The sequence below is a fragment of the Actinomyces sp. oral taxon 171 str. F0337 genome (assembly GCF_005696555.1).
Taxonomy (GTDB): Bacteria; Actinomycetota; Actinomycetes; order Actinomycetales; family Actinomycetaceae; genus Actinomyces; species Actinomyces oris_E.
Window position 1 is genome coordinate 2,811,112 of record NZ_CP040005.1, and the last position, 23,021, is coordinate 2,834,132.

At 66.2% G+C, this 23,021-nt stretch carries 19 protein-coding genes, 2 tRNA genes and 1 riboswitch; of the genes, 3 read left to right on the plus strand and 18 right to left on the minus strand.

What is annotated here, in order from left to right; translation table 11 throughout:
• Nucleotides 1-235 precede the first annotated feature (235 nt).
• The 13 genes from FBF36_RS11980 to glp all read right to left on the minus strand — a co-directional run bounded on the left by FBF36_RS11980 (nucleotide 236) and on the right by glp (nucleotide 13,039).
• Nucleotides 236-2,071 (minus strand): hypothetical protein, encoded by a 1,836-nt coding sequence (locus FBF36_RS11980; RefSeq protein WP_009396711.1) that lies wholly within the window; start codon nucleotides 2,069-2,071, stop codon nucleotides 236-238.
• Between the two features lies 1 nt (nucleotide 2,072).
• Nucleotides 2,073-4,574, minus strand: coding sequence for a sensor histidine kinase (locus tag FBF36_RS11985; protein ID WP_192574974.1), 2,502 nt, complete (start codon nucleotides 4,572-4,574; stop codon nucleotides 2,073-2,075).
• Nucleotides 4,575-4,639: 65 nt separating this feature from the next.
• A complete protein-coding gene (locus FBF36_RS11990) occupies nucleotides 4,640-5,842 on the minus strand; it encodes a hypothetical protein (RefSeq protein ID WP_138137616.1) in 1,203 nt (400 codons plus the stop codon).
• Between the two features lie 158 nt (nucleotides 5,843-6,000).
• The gene (locus FBF36_RS11995; RefSeq protein ID WP_087944010.1) at nucleotides 6,001-6,576 is read right to left on the minus strand and encodes a DUF1643 domain-containing protein; all 576 of its coding nucleotides are present in this window, start codon (nucleotides 6,574-6,576) and stop codon (nucleotides 6,001-6,003) included.
• Nucleotides 6,576-6,872, minus strand: coding sequence for a helix-turn-helix domain-containing protein (locus tag FBF36_RS13860; protein ID WP_412784056.1), 297 nt, complete (start codon nucleotides 6,870-6,872; stop codon nucleotides 6,576-6,578). Before FBF36_RS13860 ends, FBF36_RS11995 begins: the two co-directional genes overlap by 1 nt.
• 356 nt (nucleotides 6,873-7,228) lie before the next feature.
• On the minus strand, nucleotides 7,229-7,516 hold the full coding sequence (locus FBF36_RS12005) for a hypothetical protein (RefSeq protein WP_009396719.1): 288 nt from the start codon (nucleotides 7,514-7,516) through the stop codon (nucleotides 7,229-7,231).
• 48 nt (nucleotides 7,517-7,564) lie between these two features.
• The gene (locus tag FBF36_RS13580; RefSeq protein ID WP_225792366.1) at nucleotides 7,565-7,876 is read right to left on the minus strand and encodes a transposase; all 312 of its coding nucleotides are present in this window, start codon (nucleotides 7,874-7,876) and stop codon (nucleotides 7,565-7,567) included.
• Nucleotides 7,877-8,031: 155 nt separating this feature from the next.
• Nucleotides 8,032-8,163 (minus strand): hypothetical protein, encoded by a 132-nt coding sequence (locus FBF36_RS13710; protein WP_009396723.1) that lies wholly within the window; start codon nucleotides 8,161-8,163, stop codon nucleotides 8,032-8,034.
• A complete protein-coding gene (locus FBF36_RS13585) occupies nucleotides 8,157-8,393 on the minus strand; it encodes a hypothetical protein (RefSeq protein ID WP_225792367.1) in 237 nt (78 codons plus the stop codon). The genes FBF36_RS13710 and FBF36_RS13585 overlap by 7 nt, the downstream gene beginning before the upstream one ends.
• Nucleotides 8,394-8,995: 602 nt before the next feature.
• Nucleotides 8,996-9,071 (minus strand) — tRNA-Ala (locus FBF36_RS12015).
• Nucleotides 9,072-9,181: 110 nt separating this feature from the next.
• The gene (locus tag FBF36_RS12020; RefSeq protein ID WP_225792368.1) at nucleotides 9,182-10,825 is read right to left on the minus strand and encodes a hypothetical protein; all 1,644 of its coding nucleotides are present in this window, start codon (nucleotides 10,823-10,825) and stop codon (nucleotides 9,182-9,184) included.
• Between the two features lie 253 nt (nucleotides 10,826-11,078).
• Nucleotides 11,079-11,828: a GNAT family N-acetyltransferase gene (locus FBF36_RS12025; protein WP_225792369.1), complete on the minus strand. Its 750-nt coding sequence runs from the start codon at nucleotides 11,826-11,828 to the stop codon at nucleotides 11,079-11,081.
• Nucleotides 11,828-13,039 carry a gephyrin-like molybdotransferase Glp gene (gene glp, locus FBF36_RS12030; RefSeq protein ID WP_009396088.1) on the minus strand — a complete coding sequence of 404 codons (1,212 nt, stop codon included), beginning with the start codon at nucleotides 13,037-13,039 and terminating at the stop codon, nucleotides 11,828-11,830. Before glp ends, FBF36_RS12025 begins: the two co-directional genes overlap by 1 nt.
• 95 nt (nucleotides 13,040-13,134) lie before the next feature.
• On the opposite strand from glp, the gene FBF36_RS12035 reads away from it, so the two are divergent.
• The 3 genes from FBF36_RS12035 to mscL all read left to right on the plus strand — a co-directional run bounded on the left by FBF36_RS12035 (nucleotide 13,135) and on the right by mscL (nucleotide 15,376).
• Nucleotides 13,135-13,797 (plus strand): 5-formyltetrahydrofolate cyclo-ligase, encoded by a 663-nt coding sequence (locus FBF36_RS12035; RefSeq protein ID WP_009396086.1) that lies wholly within the window; start codon nucleotides 13,135-13,137, stop codon nucleotides 13,795-13,797.
• A gap of 285 nt (nucleotides 13,798-14,082) precedes the next feature.
• Nucleotides 14,083-14,868, plus strand: coding sequence for an SAF domain-containing protein (locus tag FBF36_RS12040; RefSeq protein WP_075376116.1), 786 nt, complete (start codon nucleotides 14,083-14,085; stop codon nucleotides 14,866-14,868).
• A gap of 106 nt (nucleotides 14,869-14,974) precedes the next feature.
• On the plus strand, nucleotides 14,975-15,376 hold the full coding sequence (mscL, locus tag FBF36_RS12045; protein ID WP_009396082.1) for a large conductance mechanosensitive channel protein MscL: 402 nt from the start codon (nucleotides 14,975-14,977) through the stop codon (nucleotides 15,374-15,376).
• Nucleotides 15,377-15,480: 104 nt separating this feature from the next.
• Here the strand turns inward: mscL and FBF36_RS12050 are convergent, their stop codons facing one another.
• The 5 genes from FBF36_RS12050 to FBF36_RS12070 form a co-directional block, all read right to left on the minus strand.
• On the minus strand, nucleotides 15,481-15,765 hold the full coding sequence (locus FBF36_RS12050; RefSeq protein WP_225792370.1) for a hypothetical protein: 285 nt from the start codon (nucleotides 15,763-15,765) through the stop codon (nucleotides 15,481-15,483).
• Nucleotides 15,766-15,825: 60 nt separating this feature from the next.
• Nucleotides 15,826-20,139: a DNA helicase gene (locus FBF36_RS12055; RefSeq protein WP_138137621.1), complete on the minus strand. Its 4,314-nt coding sequence runs from the start codon at nucleotides 20,137-20,139 to the stop codon at nucleotides 15,826-15,828.
• 159 nt (nucleotides 20,140-20,298) lie between these two features.
• Nucleotides 20,299-20,371 (minus strand) — tRNA-Arg (locus FBF36_RS12060).
• A gap of 101 nt (nucleotides 20,372-20,472) precedes the next feature.
• Nucleotides 20,473-21,411 (minus strand): universal stress protein, encoded by a 939-nt coding sequence (locus FBF36_RS12065; RefSeq protein ID WP_075376113.1) that lies wholly within the window; start codon nucleotides 21,409-21,411, stop codon nucleotides 20,473-20,475.
• Nucleotides 21,412-21,621: 210 nt separating this feature from the next.
• The gene (locus FBF36_RS12070; protein ID WP_138137623.1) at nucleotides 21,622-22,452 is read right to left on the minus strand and encodes a C40 family peptidase; all 831 of its coding nucleotides are present in this window, start codon (nucleotides 22,450-22,452) and stop codon (nucleotides 21,622-21,624) included.
• A gap of 3 nt (nucleotides 22,453-22,455) precedes the next feature.
• A riboswitch (cyclic di-AMP (ydaO/yuaA leader) is annotated at nucleotides 22,456-22,611 on the minus strand.
• Between the last annotated feature and the right edge of the window lie 410 nt (nucleotides 22,612-23,021).

Below are 23,021 nucleotides of genomic sequence, written 5' to 3' on the forward strand. Positions count from 1 at the left end.
ACAAACTGAGCGGCGCTGTCGGGGCTGTTTCCCGGTGCAGTGAGAGTGTCGAAACCAGCGTCGGTCCGCACCGGCTCCCCGCAAAGGGGCACGAGCGAGATGCCTATCAGAATGAGTGACGTATGCAACTCTAACACGCAATACCCGCGTCGGGCAATCCTTGAGTTACGCTGCAGTGCCGCCACGGAGTGCATAAAGCTGAAATCGACGAAGCACTGACGCCAACAGCAGAGTCTCACGACACGTTCTCAGAGTCGTAGAGCGGCTTCCCGTCGAACGCCGGTCGCGACTGGTGCTGGAGAAGCAGGGACAGTAATCCACGAGCCGTCGTATCTGAAACCCTTGCGAAGCGCTCCACGCCAAACTCAATCTTTACTTTTTTCGCATCAATCTTCGCCGTCAGCCCTTTGCTTTGAGCGGCTGTACCGAGGAGCGCAGCAGTAACGTGGCGACGCGCTTGACGAACATTAGCTTCCTCTCCCTCAATGGCACCGAGAACCGAGTCCATGCCCCGAAATTCATTTACGAGCTTTCTGACTTCGGCTTGCATCTTCTTATGCCTTCGAATCCATGAACCCGGCAAGGCTTTGTTTGCCACGTCGGTGCTGCTGATCACGGCGTGGCCGTTTCCACTAGTGACGCACGCGTCGAGCGCCAGAACGGGAACCCAAATCTGGCTCGCGAACTGAACCCGCCACGGACCACTTTCAAACCCCATAAGTGGACCTAAATTGGCTTGGTTGGACTTCAGCGGACGATAGGCACCTTCGTCATCCCTTGCAGCCGGCTTCAGTTCCGTGAGAACAACCCTCGTCAAATCGTTACTCCTGCGGCCATTCGCCCTGACGCTAAGATCGCACGCCTGTGTGAGGAGAATAAAATAACGGGCTTTAACTTGGCTACCTTCTTCGCCAAACAGATCGTGGAACTTGAAGATGTCGCCGATGTCGAGAGGGCTGGCCAGAGAGGCGAGGGAACTTCCATCCTCGAACTGTTCGTCCCACTGAACTTGGTCATATTGAGCCGGCCGTGGGATACCATCGAGATACAGCTTGACCGCTCCGGCGTTGCGTAGCTTGTTGAGCACATTCTCAACGAAGTCGACTTTCCTTAGCGACGCTGCGAGCGACTTACGTGCGAAAGTCGCAGCGATCCTCATCGCATAGTCCGTCTCATACAGGCCTTCTTCGCGAGCCGCTTCGAATGCTGCGAGGAGCAAGTACCGATCCACACTTTCCAGTGCCTCGATCGCTTTGCTGTTCGCTTGCTTGAGACTTTCGACCGCATGCGAACGGAAAGCCTCAATCTCCGTTGCGAACAAAACAAGCCGTAAAGCATGAGGAAACTGCTGGTCCTGAAGACGGTGTTTGGCGATCACGATGACCGGTCGGATGGTATCCAAACCTTCACTGATCTCAGCAGCGATATCCTTCTCGTGCCCCTCGTCGGCAGCTGTGTGGGTTAGCAACCCCACGTGAACGTGGTCACGGTCGTCGCGCGCAAGCACACCCCGCACAAGGTCGTCACCCCCCTTAGCGGAACCTCCCTCACGCTCGAAGCTACGATCAAACAGGAGCAAAGTTGGTACTTGGTCATCGAGCAGAGCTTCCCCCGCTACCCGCCATTCCGCAAGACTCATCCGCCGGAAGTCCACGATCCCCTCGAAAAGCTCTGGAAGCGCAAGCAGTGCAGCGTTGTTACCAGCAACGTTTTGGGGTTGCTCGCCAACCGGGTCACCGCCGGATGCTTGGGCACGAAACGCGGCTTGGGTGAGCTCGTTCCGCTGACGATCGGTAAGGCTATCCCAAGACGTGCTGACCATGTCGAGCATCTCATCCTGGCTAAGTTCTTCAGCTTGCCCGTGCTCGCCGTTAGAAAGAATGCGTCTCGCAACCAGCACCATGTCTATAGACTGCGCCCGGATAGCGCCGAGTACATCCTCTTTGCTCTGGGACGCCCCCTCTGCGTGATCGTCGTCCACGTTGACAACCCTGGCGATACCCAGTGCGTTCAGAAGTTCCTGAATTTGTTCCTTCTGAGTATGCGGTCCGTCACCGAACTTACTCTTCATGTTAGATCCCCTTTACGATTTTCGCATTACTAAAGTGAATGCGAAACTTGTAGCGGCGCCCCCGACTATTACGGTCCGGAGAAAGCCGTATCGACGCGCCCATCGAGTCCAGGAGCTGCCGAACCACAAAAAGACCAAGACCGCGGCCGGACTGGGATGGCTTCATCGTAATGAAAGGCTCAAACGCCAGCTCTTCGATTGACTCATCCACACCAATTCCATCATCCTCAACCGTAATGAACGGGGCATCGATAGTTATCCGGACGATCCCTTCATTGGCCTTCTTGGCAAAAATCTGCTGAAGAAGCCAGTATTCGCTATTGAGGATGAGATTATCAAAGACTTGTGTCAGCTTTCCCTCATTGACTCGAATACTAAAGTCATTTACCACGTCGATCTCGAGCCGAAGCCCGTTCGCGCCCCACTTCGAGCTGAAGTACTGCTCAAGATTCTGGGCAATCGTTGACATGCGCAGGTCGTCGCGACTCTCTCGCATGTAGCGGAGCCCTGGCAATATTCTCGCGACCTGCTTACTCAGACCACTGGCTGATGATCGTACATGCTCAACAAATGTCCACACCCGCTGATCGGTGCTCTTGGAAGCCTTCAAATACTGAATGATTTGCGCACTCCGACCGCGAAGTCCATCACTGATGTGCTGAACCTCATGAGCTAGAGATTCTGCTCCCAGACCCAGGGCCACTGACTCCCACGCATCGCTAATTTGGTCCTGAGCAAGCCGCAGTTGCTCTTCGAGCAGGTCAACACCGAGGCTCATCCGATCGTGCGCCTCGGTGAGGTGATCGAGATGGGCTATGAGCACTCTAGCCTCGACGACCGATGTCTTGAGTTTCGCTACCGTTTCATCTAGCACTGCCGAGAGAGCAGGATCATGGAACACGGTCTGGTCAGCAGATTCCTTCTGCTTTTTCAGAGTGTAGGTGACCGCCTCGATTTGATTGAGTACTTGCTTGGTTTCCGCCGCGTGAGCAGCCAGTTCCGAACCTTCTGAAATTCTACGATTCACTTCTTTGATCAAATCGCGGGGCGTGATACGGGGTGAGACATCGATCGACTGCGCAAGTTTTTCGCGCTTGTACTCGTTATATCCTCGCCGTAAGTGCTCTTGAACTCGGGCGGCATACGCGGCCCAAGCTTTCATAATCAGGAGGAAGTTGCGGTACGCAGGAGTATCTCGGAACGCTTCACGATTGGTAGTTTCTTCCAACGCGGCATTCTGTTCGGCCGAGATACTGACGTATCCTGAGACGTTGCCCGGGCGCAAACTGTAGTAAGAACCACCTGAGGTCCACTGCTCGCCCAGACCGAGCCAGTCTTCATCTACGCGAACACCGAATCCGTCCCGATACACTTTGATGCCGACTAGGGCGCGGACGAACTCCTTATAGTCTGACGCTCGATCGAAGATACTGCTTGTGTCTCGCGCCAGCGAGATGGCACTTACTTCACCATGAAACGGCCCAGGCGACACAACTTTTTCGTCCGCAAGCTCCACGTTTTTTAGCGACGACAGGTCAATGACGGATTCACTCCGTAGAAAGTAGTGGTCATCACCAGCGGCGATGCCGAGCGGGCGAGCTCGAGTCGAGTCAGACTTTGCGAGAAGCCACTCCGAAAACGCATATCCGTTGTCGCGGCCAATGAGTTCATCGTAGGCGGCAATCTCCTCGGCGCCCTGCTGTCGCAGAAACAATGTGGAATAGTTTCCCGCGATTACGAGTTTTTCGCCGTCAAACTCGAAGGCATACGCCACGGGTGCGGCTTTCAGCACCTCTTGGGCTTTTTCTCGGAGATTGATTGCTACTGCGTCAATGGTTAGCGTGATATCGAATCCAGACACCCCTTCATACGGGGAAATCATGGATGCGAGTTCTCGCTGGAGGTCGTTTGTCTCGTGCTGACGCCACAACCCCGGATCACGTAAGCCGCGTATCTCCAGCCGAGTTCCCGGTTTCATGCTGCCAATGGCAAGTTGACGCACGTCGATGGGAACGCTGCTGAGCGATTCTGCGCCGGCAAAGTCGCTCCAGTTCATCACCACGTTGAGCGGGGCAACCGATTCCTGATTCTCACTCCGGTATGTGGTCGACAGGTATAGCTGGTCGCCGAGGCGTTGCGCACCAAGGCGTCCCAGGCCCTTGTCGCCGAGGGGCGTGCGCTTCTTCGCGGTCACACGTCCTGCCTCCTTCATTTCCAGTTTGTGGCTGAGTGACACCGTAAGCCAGCCGCGTCTAATTGTTGAAAGGTCCATACCAGTGCCGTCATCGACAATGACAATCTCGCCGACAAGGTCGTCCGGGTTGACTGCATCGTTCGACGAACTGGTCTCCGCGCCAAGACGCTCTCCGGTCTTTCGGTCGAACCGTGCGTGGGTGTCGATGGAAACACGCACGCGAGTCGCGTCGGCGTCATAGGAGTTCTTGATGAGCTCCATGAGAGCTTGCATATCATCCGTAATGAGGTCGGCTCCAAGCTTGAACACGACCGATGGATGTACGTCCAGCTGGAGCGTCTCTACGACCGTCGGACTAATTGAAGCGGACTCGCTCATTCCCCCGCCCCCCATGCCCTGGTCACCAATACCCGTTCCTGTGCCATCGTTGCGCCCTGACTGTTCTTAGCCGCCATGCGTTTGCGTGATCCTGGAAGTACCCGCTCAATCGTCATAACCTCTTCGTGGCCATCCGCGATGAGAAGCTCGCGAGTGATGTCGACAAACGGGAAAGTCTGCTTTCCTACGCGCCTCTCACCCAAAGTGAAGAAACAAAAAGCGCCATTCTTCAGGCGTGGACTAAGGTTACTGAGCGCACGTTGGTAATCGCGAACAAACGAGAGGACTTTTTTTCTTAGTGCTGGCCTCTCGTCAATCCTCGGCAACCACTCTCTTAGGGTTGCAGACTTTTTACATAGTTCATCTCGCGATGCGTCGGCCTGTTTGAAAGAGCCACCGAGGCTCATAAGGTCGATCCGATGCGTTGATTCCAACAGAGACTCATCGAACACCCCCGGTATATCGGCGTGGAAGATCCACTGCAAAGGAAGATAACTGTGTTGGCCGTACGGAACGGTGGTCTTATTGTCCCCATATGGCGGAGATGTCATTAGTACGTCCGCTTGCCGAGGAGCTATCCAAGAATCACTGACCGATCCAGGTAAAAGGAGAACGTGCGGTTTTTTTCCGGATGCGGGCAGGAGATCAAGCCGCTCCCAGTGTTGCTTGAGATGGGCCACGTTCTGGGACCCGACCGACTTGAAGGCTTTGATTGCGTCCGTTTCGCGCCGCGCAATCTCTTCCGAGGTGTAGGTGTGGAGTTTGAATGTTGAGATCCGTGAGTTTGAGACCAGTCGAATGGTCTCAGCAAGGCACACCCACAGAAACTGACGATCAACTAACTGTTCTTCATCTAAAATCGCTAGGCGTAGCTGAGCTAGTCCCAGTTTGATTTCTGGTTTGAACCACTTATCCACGCCCGCGAACACAGGCATGGTTGGACTTTTGATCGTTGCTGCTCTAGCGGCAACTCTGGCGACAGCAGACTCGCCGGCAGCGACCGAGGGTGGGTTGGCTTTGACCTGGCAAAGCAGGATCGCGAGAGGGTTGATGTCACTGCCATGGAAATCCATACCTCGATAGAGACTCTCGAGCATCACGGTTCCGGAACCCGCGAACGGGTCATAAACCAGTCCTGATCCAGGCGACACCGCCCGTAGGTCGTCTAGCAGAGCGCCCTGAAGCTCGGGCACCATCATTGCGGGGTACTGGAAGAGCGCGTGATTTCCTGATCGGCTTCTGAGGTGGCTGAACGACCAAAAGTCGGGATCCAGAGACGTGCGCGCATCGAGCCTACGCCGGAGCGCGTCCGTGACCTCGATGTCTGCCTTTTGACGACGGAATGTCAGTTGTGGGCTCACGCTGATTTTTTTCCTATCTTGCCAAGAAGATTGCCAAGAGTCTCCGACGTTTCATTGCCGCGTGGCTGAGCGGTCTCGACGGTGCAATGCTCAAGTCCTTGCAAGAGTCGATCAACTGTCGTCGCGCCGTCGAACAGGCCCCGTTGCGGACCAACGTACTGGCGCCATCTGGACGGATGGCGGGGGTGTCCACCCATGAGCCAAGCGTGAGTGTGGCCGTGATGCAACGCCCGTGAGATCACCCAACTCACTTGGTTACGTACATACTTCCCAGCCAAGCCGCGAAGCGGCGCAACACCCCAAGCGAAAACCAGGGTGTTGCTGCTTTCGAGGACCGTTTCCAGCCGGCTTCGTGCATCAAGAAACAGTTGAAAAGACGTCGCCACCTGTTCGAGCTCCTTGGAGTTTCGAGTCGGAGTCTTGACAAGGTTGGCGATCTCTAAAGTTTCCCAAGTCTTTGCGATCCGCACGTCCTCCAGGACCAGGTGAGTCCTGGATGCCCCGTTCTCTTCCCTGGATGGATTCAGGAGGATTGCTCCGACACGGCTTCGGTTCGCATGCTGAGTCTCCATCAAGAGTCTCGCTCGTCCACTTGGGCTGCTTCGCTCATACGATCTAGACTCATTTCTAGAACACTCGCCAGTCGAGCGACCGTAGTGAACGCGGGCGACACCGTTCGACCAGATTCGATGCTTCGAACCGTGTCAATGCTCAGCCCGCTTGCTTCCGCCACAGACTGAGCAGACAGGCCAGCAGACCTACGCGCCTCACGAAACAATTCGCCAAGGCTCGGGGTGGTGAAATGCGCTCCCCGCTTCGTCGGTGACGACTCATCCATCAACTCATGATACATGGTAGAATGATACATGTATATGAGTCCACACTCCGGACGATGATGCACGTCTGTACAAACGAGGGGACTGTCGCGCCACGGAGAGCACCCGGTCCTGAGCGGGTCTCACGCTGCCACCCGTCAGGTCGCGGGCACGAGCGGCTGCTGCTCGCGCGGCTGCGGCGTCTATCTTCTGCGCGTCGGCCTCTGGCGCGCAATCTGGGGTGTGTCGTCAGTGATCCGGAGGAGGCCTCGGTATGCCGCAACAACTCGGTCAGCCTTGCGACATGTCGCGGCTCGGCGGCGGTCGGTGGGCGACGTTTCAAGATCCTTTGTCCACGGTGCACCTTCGGTCAGTGCAACGTCGATCATGGCGTCAGCCCGGGTTTCAATCAGGGCCTCTCGTTCCCCGAGCGGGCTCGCATCTTGGCGTCGAGAACCCCATTGACGCGCGAGATCAAACCGGCGATGAGACGCGGAGCGTAGCGGATGCGGCCTGATCCAGCGGGTCGGACGGTGGCGTTGGCGAGGCGGTGGTGGATGGCGGAGGCGCTGTCATCGGCATCGGCGAAACCGCGCGCCCGATTGAGGCGTTGCAGGGAGGTGTCGACGCTGTGGTGGCTGGCTTCGACCCTGCGCAGTTCCGCAATCAACGCACCGAAGGCATCGGATTCAATCACGGCTTGCGCTTGGTCGGTGGTCAGGCCAGGGGGTCGGCAAAGGCGGTTTTAGGGGGTTGGTTGGGTCAGTAGGTTGATGGCTTGTGTGGGGCGTCTGGATAGGGATCTGGTGGTTGAGGCGATGGAGACTCCGGGCCCGAGGAAGAGGCGGATGAGGCTGATGGCCAGGTTACGCAGGGCGGCCATGGTCTCGGGTCCGTTGCAGGTGCTCAGCTGGTGGCGGTCCTCATCGAAGACCACGTCCCGGATCCAGTGGAGACGGTTCTCTATCCCCCAGTGCCCGCGGCCCCAGGCCGCGACGGCCTCGGGCTGGGCGTCGGTCACGGGCAGGGAGCACGCCCGGGTAGACCACTTCGACACACTTGCGGCCTTTGATGGTTCGGGTGCGGCGGACCTGGACCACCTGAGCAGACCCCGGGAAGTCCACCCACTTAGGGGCCTCGACGGCCTTGACGGTGCGCCGCACCCGCCGACCGTGGGAGCGCTCGACCGAGGAGATGGATGGGACGTCCTTGTCAGGGCAGAGCCTTCAATGTACGACGAAGGGTCTTCTGGTTGTCCAGAGACGTCAGCACGTAGTGGCCACCACGCCCGCGGATCCACTGGGCGGTGTCCACCTGGGTGTGCATCGCGTCGGTGGTCACCACGACCCCGCCTGGGTCGAGGGGCTCAAGCAGGACCCTGAGTGCGGGGACCTCTGGTTGGACTTGCCGGCCACCCGCTGCTGGGACAGTACGGCGCCCGTGGCGTGGTCCAAGGCGGCCAGGAGGTGCGGCGCCGGATCCTCGCCCCTGCGCGCTCCGCACATGGTCTTGCCGTCCACCGCGATCACCCTGCGGCCGTTGATGGTGCCGGTACGCGTGTAGAACCAGGCCATCAGGTGGGCATCGAGGTCTGCGGGGTCCAGGTCGTGCAGGACCCGTCGGATCGTTGACTCCGACGGTAAAGCCTGCCCCTCTGGTAGGCCCCGGGGCCTCCAGGTCGGCAGCGGTCAGGTCGGTGGCGTGCTCCCATATCGCCGTCAGGCTCCGGCATCCGGCCAGCACCCCCGCCACGGCCAGGGACAGGACCGCGGGCAGGCCTCAAGCGCGCACCCCACCTGTCCCGGGGGCCGGTGATGTTCCTGAGAACCTGGATCAAGGGCTGGCGCGACAAAGCGGTCGTGGTAGAGGATGGCATCAGCGCGGGCTCCCAGGACGAGGGGATGACTAGACACCACTCATCGTCCCCACGGGGCCCGCGTCCCCGCCTCAACGACACACCACCCCGTCAAAGCAGCTCAGCCCCCCACCCACCGACTTTGCCGACCCCCTGGGCCGCCCGCATCACCGTCGACGACGAAGAGAACGCCGCCTACACCCCAAATTGCCTACAGCCATCATCCTCGCGCAGTCAAGCAGTCAACATCGATGTTCCAGCGAAAGTCATGATAGAAACAAAACTATCCCGCCAGGATCCTGGCGGGGCAGACCTTCGAGGTGGTGGAGCTAGGGGGATTCGAACCCCCGACCTTCTCATTGCGAACGAGACGCGCTACCAACTGCGCCATAGCCCCAAGTGCGGACCGATCCTAGCATCGCCGCCGGCAGTTCTGGCAAGTTCAGTGGCGGTGAGCCCGCCCACCGCACCGGAGCCGCCCGACGACGTGCCGTGGGAGTCTCCGCACTACTCTCCGGCCGCGCGCCGCCCCTCGAGGATGGCATCGAGGTCGATGGGGTGGAAGAGCTCCTCCTCGTCCTCCACCGGAGCGGGGATGTAGGCACGGGCCGACTGCGGACGCGCGGGCACCGGCGCGGAGGTGCCCGGGTCGACCACCGGGTCGGCGTAGGAGCGGCGGGGCGCCCGGGCCGCCAGCGTGTAGGTCGGGGCGGGCACGTGGACCGGACGCCAGCCCTGGGGCGGGGTCGACGTCGTCACCTCCTCCTTGACGACTTCCTCAGCCTCAGCCGGTGCAGCAGCAGGGGCCTGCGGACGGGCGACCGGCCGGGCCTCCTCAGGGGCGGGCTGAGGGGAGGCCGCAGCGGCCTGCCGGGCCGGCGCAACCGCCTCAGGGGACGACGATGCCGCAGCATCCCGTTCCCGCGCCTCCTGCTCAATGGCGGTCGCCTCGGCGAAGAGCCTGCCCCAACCGGGCAGGCTGTGGGAGGTCGGGGTCGACAGGGAGGCGACGAAGTCCTTGGTGCGCGGCGAGCTCTCCTCGTCGCCGTCGCGGGAGACCGCCTCGCGCACGCCCATGTTCCGGGAGACCCGGCCGGCGTGGCGGGAGGGCACGTGGACCGAGGCGCGGCGGGTCGCCTCGCGCTCGGCGACCACGGCTGCGGCGGTCTCGGCATCCAGGTCGGCGTCGAGCCTGGCCAGACGCTCCTCCTCGGAGTCGATGGTCCGGGAGGGGCGGACAGCAGCAGTGCCGGTCGCCTCGGCGGGACTGTCAGCGACGGCTTCAGGAGACGCGGCGGACTCAGCGGACTCAGCCGGCACCGCGCCGGCGGCCTCCCGGGGCGACGACGTCGAGCGCACGGCCGGCCGCTGGGCGCCCTCGCGGGCGAGGCGCTCCATGAAGGGGTCCTGCGCGCCGGAGTCACCCGCGGACCCAACAGACTCGACGGACTCAACCGACACGGAGGGCGAGGCCGCACTGTCACTGACAGCGTCGGCGGAGCTGCTGGGGCCGCTGGAGGCACTGGCGCCGCTGCGCGCGCCGTCGACGACGGAACGGGGCGCGGCAACGACCGAGGCCGATGAGCGCCGGCCGGTCAGGGTCACCAGGGTCTGCTCGAGCTCGGCGATGCGGCGGCGCTCACGGCGGTCGGCCGCGGCCGAGGCCAGCGCGGCTCGACGTCCGGCCACCATCGAGGTTCCCAGCAGTGCAGTGGGCAGCAGGGCGGGCCACCACGGTAGCGCCGTGACGAGGCCCAGCACCCAGGCGCCGAGCGAGACTCCGAGCAGGACGCTGGCGACGATCCCGCGGTGCGAGGCGGCGACCCGACGGCGCTCACGCCCCTGAGCGTGAGCCTGGCGGGCACGGTCGAGCTCGCGCTCGGTGCGCAGGGCGCGCACATTCCTCACGGCGGGCCTGTTCATCACCCTCACCTCCGGTCGACGTCGAAAGAGCTCCGCATGCCCACTGCTCGCACAGGTGTCGTCACGCTCGACGGCGGCCGCACCTGTGGCCAGGACCCGCAGCTCAGCCGAGTAGCGGTCCTGGACGTTGGAGCGGCGAGCCATCTCGCGGCGCCCCACTAAAAGCGGAAGGAGGTACACGGAGAGAACCGTGATGAGGGCGATGACTGCCCAGATCTCGATTCCCACACAGCAACCGTAAGCGCGCCCGCCCTCCTCCCCGCGCAGGAACACTCCGGCTTTCCTTCGAAATACCTGGGATTCACGACGTCACACTGTCAGCCTTGCATCTCCGTCGCCACATGAGTCACACACGTTTCTTCCGCCTCGTTGAGCACGTCGTGACTGATCTGCCGACAGCCACCCCAAACGCACCCTCGGCGCACCCGCCGCACCCCGGGAGCATCCTCGCCTACGTCTGCGCGCATGCTGCGAAAAAGGGTCACCCGCGCGTGAGTCGCTGCTCGAAACCGGCACCATCCGGCCCGTGGACCTCCTCAGCGAGGGCCGCGAAGGAGACGTGGTCGGCCCAGGCGCCGTTGATGTGCATGTAGCCGCGGCGCAGCCCCTCATCGCGCAGACCAAGACCACGGCACAGCGCCAGGCTCCGCTCGTTCTCGGGGCGCACGTTGATCTCCACCCGGTGCAGCCCCACCGGCCCCAGCAGGTGGTCGAGGACGAGAGCCACCGACAGGCGCATGATCCCGCGCCCCTGCCAGGCCGAGCCGATCCAGTAGCCCACCTGGGCGCTGCGCGTGGCGCCCCAGATGATCGGGTCGACGGCGATCTGCCCAGCGAAGGCACCATCGACCTCGACGACGAAGGGCATCGCCTCGGCGAGCCTGGCCCGGCGCGTCTGGCGGCGCAGGAAGACGGGGAAGGTGCTCAACGCCTCCCCGCCGCCGGCCGGCAGGGTGGCCTCCCAGGGGACGAGCCGGTCGTTCTCCGCCAGCCGCAGCGCCTTCCAGGGCGCCTCATCGTCGGCTCGCAGCTCGCGCACGACGACCGAGGGGCGCCCGGGCGCCTGCGTGGCACCGGATGCCCGCTCCTCGTGGGCCGCCGGTGCGGGCTCGAGACTCACCGGCCACGTGAAGCGTGCCGGTGAGCCGGCCCCGAGCAGCAGGCCGGCGAGGGCTCGCCGGGCTCCGCCACCGAGGGAGCCGTCACGAGGCGTCGAGCGCGGGGTGGGCATCAGGCGTCCAGCAGGAGGCAGTGGAGGGTGTCTCCGGACACCACGGTGCTCGTGTCCTCGGGCACGACGGCGATGGCGTTGGCCTCCGACAGGCCGTGCAGCCGGACGGTGCCCGGCGGCGTCGTCGGCTCGGCGCGGTATCCGCGGGAGGGTGAGCCGCTGACGTGCACGGGGACGAACTCGCGCTTGCCGGCCGGGGAGTGCCAGCCCTCGGAGATGGTGGCCGGCAGGCTGGAGCGGTGCAGGGAGGTGCGTCCGGCGATCTGGCGCAGGACCGGGCGCACAAAGGTCTCGAAGGCGATCTGGGCGCTGACCGGGTCGCCGGGCAGGCAGAAGATCGGGGTGCCCTCGACCGTCCCCACGCCGAGCTGCCTGCCCGGGGACATGGCGACGGCGTCGAAACGCACCGAGCCCAGGGGCGCCAGGACCTCCTTGACCGTGTCCCCCTGCCCGACGCTCAGGCCCCCGGTGGTGATGAGGACGTCGGCGCGCACGAGCTGGTCCTCGATGGTGTCCGCCAGGGCGCGCAGCTCGTCGGGGACGGCGGCCACGCGGAAGGCCTGACCGCCGGCGTCGGTGACCGCGCAGGCCAGGGCGTGACCGTTGGCGTCGAAGACGTCCCCGGCCTCGCGGAACTGGCCGGGCTCGACCAGCTCGTCCCCGATGGAGACCACGACGACGCGTGGGGCGGGACGCACGCGCACCCGGTGCAGCCCGAGGCCCGCCAGGAGGGCCACCTGACGGGCGCTGACGCGCGATCCCCGTTTGAGAACGGTGGTTCCGGACTTCACGTCCTCGGCACGGCGACGGACGTTGTCGCCCGATGCGATGGAGCGGTGGATGCTCACCCGGGACTCACCGCGGTCGGTGTCGGCCCAGGGGACGACGGCATCGGCGCCCAGTGGCATGGGGGCTCCGGAGTCGATAAGGACGGCGGCCCCGGAGACGAGGTGGCAGGGGCGCATGTCACCGGCGCGTACCGCATCGACGACGTCGAGCACAAGCGGGTTGTTCCGGTCCGCCTCGGCGACGTCCTTGGCGATGACGGCATAGCCGTCCTGTCCGGCCAGGTCCACGGCGGGCAGGTCGATTCCGGCGACGACGTCCTGGGCCAGGACGCATCCAACGGCGTCGGGAAGGACCACGTCGAGGGGCGCTGCCGCCTGGGCGATCTCCAGGCAGGCGGCCAGGTGCTCGGCCACTGTTCTCATGGCACTCAGGTTACCGTCAGGTTGACGACGCGCACCGTGCCCCGCCGGGACGAACGATTCAGGCGCGATGTGTCATCACCTGCGAGGATGGGCCCATGAAGACCGGCGCGCTGGACCTTCCCGATACGAGCCGACTCGAGGTTGACGACGCCAAGGACGAGTTGCGCAAGGTGCTGCGGGCGCACCGCCGCGCCCATCACCACCACCCGGCGCAGGGTCACACGGCGGCCTGCGATGCGCTGACCGAGCACGCTCTGGAGGCGGTGGCCGGTGCGGAGAAGGTGGCGGCCTTCGTGTCGGTGGGGGCCGAGCCCTGTACCCGGCTGCTGCTGGAACGGCTTCACGAGGCCGGTGTCAAGGTCCTGCTGCCGGTGCTCGGACCTCGCCTGGCGCGCTGCTGGGGACTGTTCCAGGGCGGTGAGGACCTGGCGGAGCGGGCACCGAGGCGTCCTCCGGAGCCCAGCGGCCCCACCCTGCCGGCCGAGGCCGTGCGCCAGGTCGACGCCCTCCTCATTCCGGCGCTCGCCGTGGACAGCGCTGGGCGCCGCCTGGGGCAGGGTGGCGGCTGGTACGACCGGATGCTGCCTCTGCGCTCCCCCGACGTCCACACCTTCGCCATCCTCCACCCCGAGGAGCTGGTGCCCGGGCCGTTGCCGATGGAGGAGCACGACGAGCACGTGGACGCCGTCATCACGGCCCAGGAGTGGTTCCTGCTGGCCACCGGGTCGCCGGCGCACACCATGTCCCCGGAGTCCTGAGATCACTGCTGCCGCCGGCTCCCGGGGGCCACAGGCTCCCGGAGGCGGCTTCTGTCCACAGCGCTGAGAAGTGCGCGTGCCAGGCCGCAGCCGGCAGCCGACCCTGTTGGCATGAGTCGTCGTCATGGACTGCCCCGCCGCCCCTCTCTCAGCACGTCCCACCAGGAGCCTCAGGATCCCCGCACCGAGTCGCCACGCTCCTCGAGGTCCGGCTCCCACCCACCCCGTCCGGGCCGGTGGGGCGTGCGGCGTCCTTCGCTCCTGCTGTGGCGGCATCGCCACCTGGTGGTGGCCGTCTGTCTGGGAACCGCGGTCCTGGTGGCCCTCAGCGTGCTGCGTCCCGGTCCTGAACGGGGACAGCAGGTTCTCGTCGCATCACGCGCGATCAGCGCCGGGGCGCTCCTCACCGATCAGGACGTCTCGACCAGCACGCTTCCAGCCGGGTCGCTCCCCCAGTCCCCATTGACCTCCACGGGGCAGGCGGTGGGGAGCCGTGCGGCCATCTCCCTGGAGAAGGGCACGGTGCTGACCGCCTCGATGACCAGCGGCGGCATGGCCCAGGAGCTGGGAGCCGATGAGCGGCTGGTTCAGGTACCCGTCGACGTCGGAGCCGAGCTGGCCCGCCCCGGCGCACGGGTGGACGTCATCGGGCAGGCCCCCGAGGGATGGAGCCCACAGGCGCAGGACGAGGCCTCTCAGGGCGCACCGGCACAGAATCCCGCCGAGCCGACAGAGACCCCGACCACGCAGAACAGCCCGGAGAACAGCTCAACAATGAGCCCCTCAGCCGGCCCCGACACGTCTTCTTCATCTTCCAACCAGGAATCACCAGGAATTCAGGAGCCTTCTCAAAGTGTTTCCCAAGGAATGCCTGTTGGACCTTTTGGAACGCACAGCGCAGTTCTCTGTTCCGGAGCAAGAGTGATGATGATTCAACAGGCCGGAGAGGACGGCCGATGGACAGGAAACAAGAAAGTAACACTTATCACACTGGCTATTCCTGCGAGTAGCGCTACTCTGGTAGTCGGCGCGGCTACGAATAGCACGCTCGGCATTGCGCTGAGCCCGTAATGCCGCTGCGGCGTCTTACGCGAATGATAAGACGCTATCACTTCCAGCCCCCCCCCGATGGCGCAACCCCGGCAGACGTCTGCCCGCGCCGCTAGAAAGGATCGCCATGTTCAAGGGATTCAAGGAGTTCATTGCGCAGGGCAACGCCCTCGAGCTCGCCGTCGCCGTCATTATCGGTGCCGCGTTCAAGCCGATCGTTGACGCCATCACGGACGTCATCATGACCATCATCGGTCAGCTCATCGGTCAGCCGAACTTCGACTCCGTCGGTCAGTTCAAGATCACCGCGAGTGCCACCGAGTACGTCCAGCCCGGCACGATCATTACTGCCGTGGTGAACTTCCTGCTCGTGGCCGCCGCCGTCTACTTCGCCATTGTCTTGCCGATGAACAAGCTCAAGGCGCGCCTGGCCAAGGAGAAGGCCGAGGAGGAGGCCAACGAGGTCACCGACGTCGAGCTGCTCACCGAGATCCGCGACCTGCTCTCGGCCAACGCCGCCAGGCGCTGAGTCCCGCAGCGATCTCATCATCGCGTCAGCGGAGGGCCCCGCCGATCATGAGGATCGGCGAGGCCCTCCGCTTTCCCGCGCTTTTCCCTCGCGGCGGCTCGCTATCAGCCCCAGTGCGGGGGCACGTCGCGTCGGAGGCGGGCGTCATTGGAGCCGGCACCACCGGGAGCCGGGGCGTCGAGCCCCTCTGCGGGGCCGCTGAGGGCGTCGTGCTCGTAGTCCGCCCTTGCCAGATCCTCGGGGCTCTCGCCGCGCGCCACACGCTCCTGGTCCCGGGATGACAGGGCGACGACCCGACGGCGACGCCTCGTGATCCCGCGCTCAGGCGTCACGGCACTGTCTGCGGACTCCGCCTCTGAGCCCCGTCCCCGGTCCGATCCGTCTGTCACAGCGGCGTCATTCACGGCATCACGGTCGTTCTCTATGTCCTTCAGCACCGCTCGTGCGACTCAGCGGGTGCGCCGCACGGCGTTGGCCAGGACGGCGTCGATCCCCGAGCCGCGGCGACGCAGAGCCAGCGCACTCCTCAGCTCCTCGACCTCCCCGGCCTCGGAGCGGCCCACGCCGTCGGAGCGGATCCAGGTCATGAGGTCATCGAGCTGGTCGTCGGAGTAGGCCTGCAGCGGCAGCCCCTGGGCGATACGGGGGCGCTCGGTGCGCTCATGGGCCTCATCGCCCTCGGGTTCGGGCGTCTCGGGGACGGCGCGCACCGAGTCGTCAACACGGTCGGGCACGGCCTCCATGGCCGTCGGTGCGGCCTCGCCCTGGCGCTCCATCAGGACGGCCAGGACGAGCTCCTCCACGGCCCTCGCCTCGGCCTCCGGGTCCACGAAGACCCCGGCGGAGAAGGCCATGTGGACGCGCCACCCGCGTCGCTCCAGGCGTTCGACACGGTGCCGGTCACGCCGACGCAGGCTGGGCTCGGAGATGTAGTCGACGTCGTCGGTCAGGACCGCCACGAGCAGCTCGTCGGGGTAGTCGGGGTGGCCGATGGCCAGCGGGATGCGCACACCGCCGTCGGTCCCGTAGCGGGGGACGACCGACAGGCCCTTGCGCCACAGGTGCTCAGCCAGGTCCACCAGGAGTCGGTCGGGCACCTTGCCGGCGGAGTTACCGGACTGGGAGGAGTCCTCGGCCCGCGCCAGGACCTCGCGCAGCAGGCGGGCACCCGGGGCGCGCAGACGGTCGCGGTCGATGTCCCCGGCGGCCAGGCAGGAGACCACCTGAGTGCTGCCCCGCGAGGCGCACAGGGCCTCGACGAGCCCCACCATGCCGCTGTGGTCCGAGACGGGCCCGAAGTTGTGGATGGTGCGCCCGTGCGGGGTCTTGGCGTAACCCACCGAGATGATGATGTGGTCGCGTTGGAGGGCACGGGCCTCGGCCAGCTCGACGACGGTGAAGGGCTCGACCGCCCCAGGGGCGAAGAACTCCTCCAGCGCCGGGGCCCCGGCGGCCGCCCGGGTGATGGCCGAGCGCAGGGCGTCGGCGTGCAGGCGGTTGAGGGCGATGACGGCCAGGGACTCCTCGGGTCGGGTCAGTGCCCTGTCGATGACCATGTCGACGACGTGGGAGACCTCGGCCTCCACCGTCTCGACCGCGGTCTGCCCGGGCGCAGGCATGCCTCGCCCGTCCACGAGCTCCAGGGTCAGGGAGGTGTCCCCCGGCGGGGAGGGCACGGCCTCGACGACCCCCTCGTAACCATTGGCCGCGAGGAAGGAGGCGATGCCGGCGTCGAGGCTGTTGCGGGCCGTCGGCAGGGTGCGCGAGGGCAGGAGCGGGCCGAGCTCGGCGGCCAGCCCCGTCGTCGCGCGCCGGGAGTCGCCGACGACGAGCACCTGCTCGGCGCGCACGAAGGCGGGCAGCACCTGCGGGACCGGCATGGGCGTGGAGGCGTCCAGGACGGCCAGGTCCACCACCGCGGTGGGTGAGAAGATCTGGGGCACGAGCGTGGGCGGGACGATCCAGATCGGCCGGGCCAGCAGGGCCATGGGGTGGGCGTCGATGATCTCCCGCAGCGGGACGCCGTCCTCACGGGCCAGTGCGATGTACAGGGCGCGGGCATCGGCCTTGTCCTCCTCGACGGCGGCCCGCACCCGCCGGGCGCAGGCCTGGGCCACGGGACCGGACAGGGAGCGCGTGTGGGCGGCGTCGAGCTCGCGCAGCGAGACGGCCATCTGGGACAGGGCGCGCGCGTCGAGACCGCCAAGATCGGGGTCGGCGGCGAGGGTCTGCGCCAGCAGGGAGGACCACCAGCAGTAGGTGAGCTCGGGCTCGAGCTGGTCGTCCTCGACGCTGCGGGCGGCCATGTCGGCCACGAAGTCGCTCAGCCCCAGGGCCTCGAGATCGGTGCGGATGCGGTTGACCTCGGGGAGCCTCTGTGCGGTGAGGTCGTCGGCTGCCAGAGAGCGGGCCAGCTCCAGGAGATCCTCCAGGGGCATCTCCATGAGCACCGGGGAGTCCTGGGCGCGCCCCAGCAGCGGCTGAACCTCGGTCACGGCGCCGCGCGCCCGCCCGGCGGTGCGCCGCATCTCGTCCAGGCCCTGAGGCAGACGGGGCCAGCCGCCATCGGGGTCGTGGCGGCGCCACACCTCGCGACGGCGCTGGACCTTGACCAGCTCGCCGTGCAGGTCGTCGACGACGCGGCCCGGCCGCACCAGGTCGCCCGCCTGCCGCGTGAAGCGCCGGCGCCGCGAGCCGTCCATGTGAATGCCCCGCTCGTCGCGCCAGCGCTTGGAGGCGGTGGCGATGACCATGTCGGCGGCGGAGCGCTCGAAGACCTCGGGCAGGAAGACGTCCAGGGACTCGCGCACGCCGTCGAACATGTCGAGCTGCTCGATCCACTGGCCCAGGTTGCGGGCCCGACTCAGGCCGGTGGTGCGGGTGACCACGGCCGTGTGCTCCTGGATGGTGGGCAGCAGGTCGTTGGCCAGGGCGCGCAGGTGGACGAGCGCGTCGGTGGCCTCGTCCATGTCCTCCACCGGGATCCCGTTCCAGGCGCTGGAGGAGACCTCCGGGGCGAACAGCCCCAGGGCGTGCCCGCGGCGCAGGAGGGCCAGAGCGCGCTCCCGGCGCTCCTCGTCGAGGCGGCCCAGGTGCTCGGCGTCGATGCGGGCCCGGGTGGTCGCCCGGTCGCGACGGCTGGTGAGCTCGGCGAGCTTCTGCAGTGCCTCGTAGGCGGAGACCGACCAGGGCTCGCGGGGCCTGTGCAGGGCGCGCACGTAGCGGTCCAGGCGGGAGCGGACGGAGGTGAGGCGGTCCCGCGAGGCGATGATCCCGGCGACGTCGAGCTGGGGCGGCTGGACGCCCAGGCTCTCGCGGATGCCCTCGGAGGCGTGCTGGCGCCAGGCGGCGTCCTCGGTGAGGTCCAGGACCATGGAGCCCAGCCCCTCCTCGCGTAGGGCGGCCGCGACGGCGTGCCCGTCGGCGCTGGTGGCGGGCACGTGCAGCACGGTGCGTCCGGAGGCGGCGGCGTCGGCGAAGACGGCGGCCAGGGTGCCGGCGACGTCGGAGCCGGGGGGCGCATCGACGAGGAAGCTCGCGCCAGTGCCCACCGCCTCGATGACGTCGAGCTGGGCGGGCTCCAGGTCGCCCACGCCGCGCTCGGCGCCGGGGACCCGGTCGGTGGGGACGGCCGGGGGAAGCTCGACGCTGAGGGCCTCGCGGGCGCCCTCGTCCCCGGCGATGGCGGCGACCAGGGCGGAGGTGCGCGAGCGCTCCAGGACGGCGTCGAAGTCCTCCACCAGAGCCTGTCCGGGGTGGACGAACGCCCCGACGACGAGGCGCTCGTGGATCTCGAAGCCGGGCAGGTACTGGCGCCCCAGGGCACCGATGCGGGCCAGGGCCGAGCGCGGGGTGAAGCCCGCTGAGGACAGGGCGGCGCGGGCGATGTCCCCGATGTCGGTGCTGCACTGGTAGCGGCGCAGGGCCCGGGTGAGGACCGGGTTGACCTCGATGGTGGGGTCGAGGGTGAGGGTGGCGTCCGCGGTGGCGCTGACCAGGCGCACGGGCCGCAGCAGGACGGGCGCGTTGACGGTGCGCACGCGTGGCCCTGAGGGGACCTCGGGGACGGTCAGGCCGGCGGCGGCCAGGGCGTTGCGGGCGGCGTGCTCGGCGGCGATGCGCTCGACGTGCGGGATCTGGGCGGTCAGGTCCGCCTCCGGTGAGACGCCGTCGACCAGGTGAAGACTGTCCTCCTCACCGTCCTCGGGAATCGTCTCGTTCCAGGTGGCCACCCCGATGGCGAGGTAGACCGGTGCGACGCCGAACTGGCGGGCCAGGACGTCGGTTCGCGCCGAGACCTCGCGCAGGGACTGGCGGGCCTCGCCCAGCGCGTTGCGCTCGCGCACGATGCTGGACAGGTTGGTGGGGCGGCCGGCGTAGAGCTGAGCCAGGCCGGAGGGGTGCGCGGCGGTGAGGTCGACGACGCCGTCGAGCATGGTGATGTCATCCAGGCTCGCCACACCCCCCAGGTCCACGAGCTGGCCGCGCCAGGCGGACAGGGCCGCGTCAATGCGCTCGCGCCGCTCGACGTCGGTCGCGCTCAGCGGCGGTGCGGGAGCGGGGCGCACGGGGCTGGGAGGTGCAGGCTCGGTGGCGGGCTCGGGCTTGCTCGGCGCCGCGGCCAAGGCTCCCAGGTCCGCGGCAAAACGCCGCCGGCTCGCGGTTTGATCTGATCCGGCCGAAGTTCTGGCACCCTTACGCTCATCCTCCCGGAGGGCAGCATCGCGCCGTCTGCGGCCGAAGGAGAAGAACGAAGGCGTCATATGCTCAAGATATAGGCCGATCGACTCTTGAGCGTGGAGACGCACCGCGGCGTGGCACGCCCCATGGGCCCACGCCGGCACGTGCTGATCGGCATCGGCCGGCGCTCGATGCGTCTCCGGCCACCGTGCAGGAACGCCGACCGGACCCGCTGGTGTCAGTGCCCTCGATTGGATTCGAACCAACGACACCCGCTTTAGGAGAGCGGTGCTCTATCCCCTGAGCTACGAGGGCCTGGGCGGAAGACTACCAGCGGATCGCCCCGCCCATGACCACTCGGGCTTCGGGGTGGCGCCGTGGCGAGTGAAGGCGGGCTCGCCGCGGCGGGTGGAGCCTCAGGCCCGACCCCACGGCGTGGAGGTGCGCGAGGTGCGCCGCTCCCCCTTGGCGTGGTGCGTGGGTGCGACCAGCACGGGGCACGAGGCGTGAGACAGGACGGCCTGGCTGGTGGAGCCCAGCAGCAGTCCGGAGAAGCCCCCGCGTCCACGCGAGCCGACGACGATGAGGTCCACGGCGGTGGAGAACTCGGCCAGGAGCTCGGCCGGGTTGCCGTCCAGGGCGTGACGGCGCACTGTGACGCCCTCGTGGCCCTCGAGGGCCTCGTTGATGGCGCGGTCCAGCCCGGAGCGGACGTCGACCAGGACCTGCTCGCGGTCGACGGCGGCCGGCAGCCAGGCGAGCGCCCCGGCCCCGGAGGCCATCGGCACGGCGGCGATGGCGGTGAGCTCGGCGCCCCACGCCTCCGCCTCGGCCACGGCCCACTTGAGGGCCCTGCGGGCCGAGGAGGATCCGTCGACGCCGACGACGATGCGGCGTACCGGCGTGTAGTCGGCGCCCTCATGGTGCTGGGGTACGACGACGGCCGGGCAGTGGCTGTGCGCGGGCAGGGCGGAGGAGACAGTGCCCAGGAGCCGGTCGGCGAAGCCGCCGCCTCCCCGAGTGCCGACGACGGCCAGCGTCGCCTCCTCGGAGAGGTCGACGAGGACCCCGGCCGGGTCCCCGGTCTCCAGGGAGGAGGTGACGGTGACGCCGGACTTCTTGACGCGCTCAACGGCCTCGTCGATGACGGCCTGGGCCCCGGACCTGATGGCCGAGTCGTCAAGCGCCGCGTAGCCGCCGTCAAGGGAGGCGGTGGTGAAGGAGGGCAGGGAGTAGGCGCACAGGATGTGGACGCGCCAGCCCTGGCACTCAGCGCGCGCCACAGCCCAGTCCACTGCCGCCAGGGACTCGGGTGAACCATCGACTCCGACGAGGACGACGTTGTCATCAGTCATGGGATCTGCCCTTTCTCGAGATCACGGTCTACGACCCAAGGAACATTCTGCCCCGAAAAGGGGTGTGGGGACCACCACATGACGAGGTTGTCCTCGTTTTGCTCCCATGACACGCCCCGACGACCAACTCCACCCCTCCTCCTGACACGCCGTGAGGGGTGGGCGCCTCATGGCGCCCACCCCTCACGGTCAGGACTTCAGCGTCTGGGATCAGCCGACGCGGACGAAGCTCGGGGAGCCCCAGATGTCACGGTAGACCACACCGGTGGACTCGTCACCGGCGTCGATGACCTTGCCGTCACCGGCGTAGATGCCGACGTGACCGGGCCAGGTGACGAGGTCGCCGGGCTGGGCCTCAGCGGCGGACACCTGGGTGCCGGCCACGGCCTGCTCGCCGGAGGTGCGGGGCAGGTTGATGCCGACCTGGGCGTACACGTAGGAGGTGAAGCCGGAGCAGTCGAAGGCGCTCGGGCCGGAGGCGCCCCACACATAGGGGGAGCCCACGTACTGCATGGCGATGGCCACGACAGAGGAGTTGGAGGTGCTGGCGGGCGCGGAGGCCTGGGCGGTCTGAGCGGCCTGCGCGTCGGCGGCAGCGGTGTCAGCACCCTGGTCGGCAGCAGCCGGGGCGGCAGCCTCGGGGGCCTGCTGCTCGGCCGGAGCGGCCTGCTCAGCAGGGGCCTCGGGAGCGGCGGGCGTCTCCGGGGCGGCAGGAGCGGCGGGGGCGACAGCCTCCACCTGCGGGGCGGCCTCGGTGACCCAGTTGGCCTGGGCGATGGTGATCTGCTGGCGGGCGGCCAGGGCCTCGCGGGCGTTGGCGGCGAGGATGCCCACTCCGGGGGTCACACCGGAAGCCTCAATGGTGCCGGAGGAGGTGACCTCGCTGTGACCGGCGGCGTTGGCTCCCGAAGCGATCATGGTCAGGGCGAGGCCGGACGAAGCGGCAACAGCCAGACCGCGGCGCGCGGTGGGAGCAAAGTCATCCAGTGGGGTAAGGGCGCGGGTGGCTTTGCGGTGACGTGCGGTGGTGCGTGAGGACATGAATGCTTTCTCCTGTTGAGCCGACGAGGTGAGCTGTCGGGTTCGGACTGGAGACGTCCGGCCCGCAGACGCGGGCTTCACCCCAAGGCCGCCTCGGCTGTTCGCCTCAGCGGCCGGTAGTTGGTTCCCCCGTTCCTGCCACTTGAGTTGTTGGTTCCACGTGCCTCAGATCGAGTGGCAGGACTAAGCCCCGATCCGAGACGTCACCGAGACGGTTGTCTGCGGCAACGACCTGAACGCTACATGACAGACCCTCACTTCGTCACGGCCAGGTGTCGCACACTGTTGTGAGCCGAAGCACTTTGGAGCGCTTCTCGCTTTTCTCCATATTGCTCCAGGGACGTCGGTCCATCTGAGCCCCCGCAACTGAAACCGAAAATGCTCAGCATTCTGCGGAAAAATCACACACACCTCGACAGGGCCCCAACACAGGCCCTCCGTCTCGACACCTGTGAGACACCTCAGGGAGGACGACTGCACGACCATCGCCCGGACTGCGAGGCAGCACCTCACGTCTCGCATTCTGAAACGAGGGTCACCTCCCCCAATCCCCTGCCTGCACAGAGTAT

Coding starts and splice junctions, on each gene's coding strand:
- FBF36_RS12055 (WP_138137621.1), bottom strand. CDS start 20,139: ATGACGCCTTCGTTCTTCTCCTTCGGCCGCAGACGGCGCGATGCTGCC.
- FBF36_RS13860 (WP_412784056.1), bottom strand. CDS start 6,872: ATGTATCATTCTACCATGTATCATGAGTTGATGGATGAGTCGTCACCG.
- FBF36_RS12025 (WP_225792369.1), bottom strand. CDS start 11,828: ATGCCCACCCCGCGCTCGACGCCTCGTGACGGCTCCCTCGGTGGCGGA.
- FBF36_RS11990 (WP_138137616.1), bottom strand. CDS start 5,842: ATGATGGTGCCCGAGCTTCAGGGCGCTCTGCTAGACGACCTACGGGCG.
- FBF36_RS13585 (WP_225792367.1), bottom strand. CDS start 8,393: ATGGCCTGGTTCTACACGCGTACCGGCACCATCAACGGCCGCAGGGTG.
- glp (WP_009396088.1), bottom strand. CDS start 13,039: ATGAGAACAGTGGCCGAGCACCTGGCCGCCTGCCTGGAGATCGCCCAG.
- FBF36_RS11995 (WP_087944010.1), bottom strand. CDS start 6,576: ATGGAGACTCAGCATGCGAACCGAAGCCGTGTCGGAGCAATCCTCCTG.
- FBF36_RS12070 (WP_138137623.1), bottom strand. CDS start 22,452: ATGTCCTCACGCACCACCGCACGTCACCGCAAAGCCACCCGCGCCCTT.
- FBF36_RS11980 (WP_009396711.1), bottom strand. CDS start 2,071: ATGAAGAGTAAGTTCGGTGACGGACCGCATACTCAGAAGGAACAAATT.
- mscL (WP_009396082.1), top strand. CDS start 14,975: ATGTTCAAGGGATTCAAGGAGTTCATTGCGCAGGGCAACGCCCTCGAG.
- FBF36_RS12035 (WP_009396086.1), top strand. CDS start 13,135: ATGAAGACCGGCGCGCTGGACCTTCCCGATACGAGCCGACTCGAGGTT.
- FBF36_RS12065 (WP_075376113.1), bottom strand. CDS start 21,411: ATGACTGATGACAACGTCGTCCTCGTCGGAGTCGATGGTTCACCCGAG.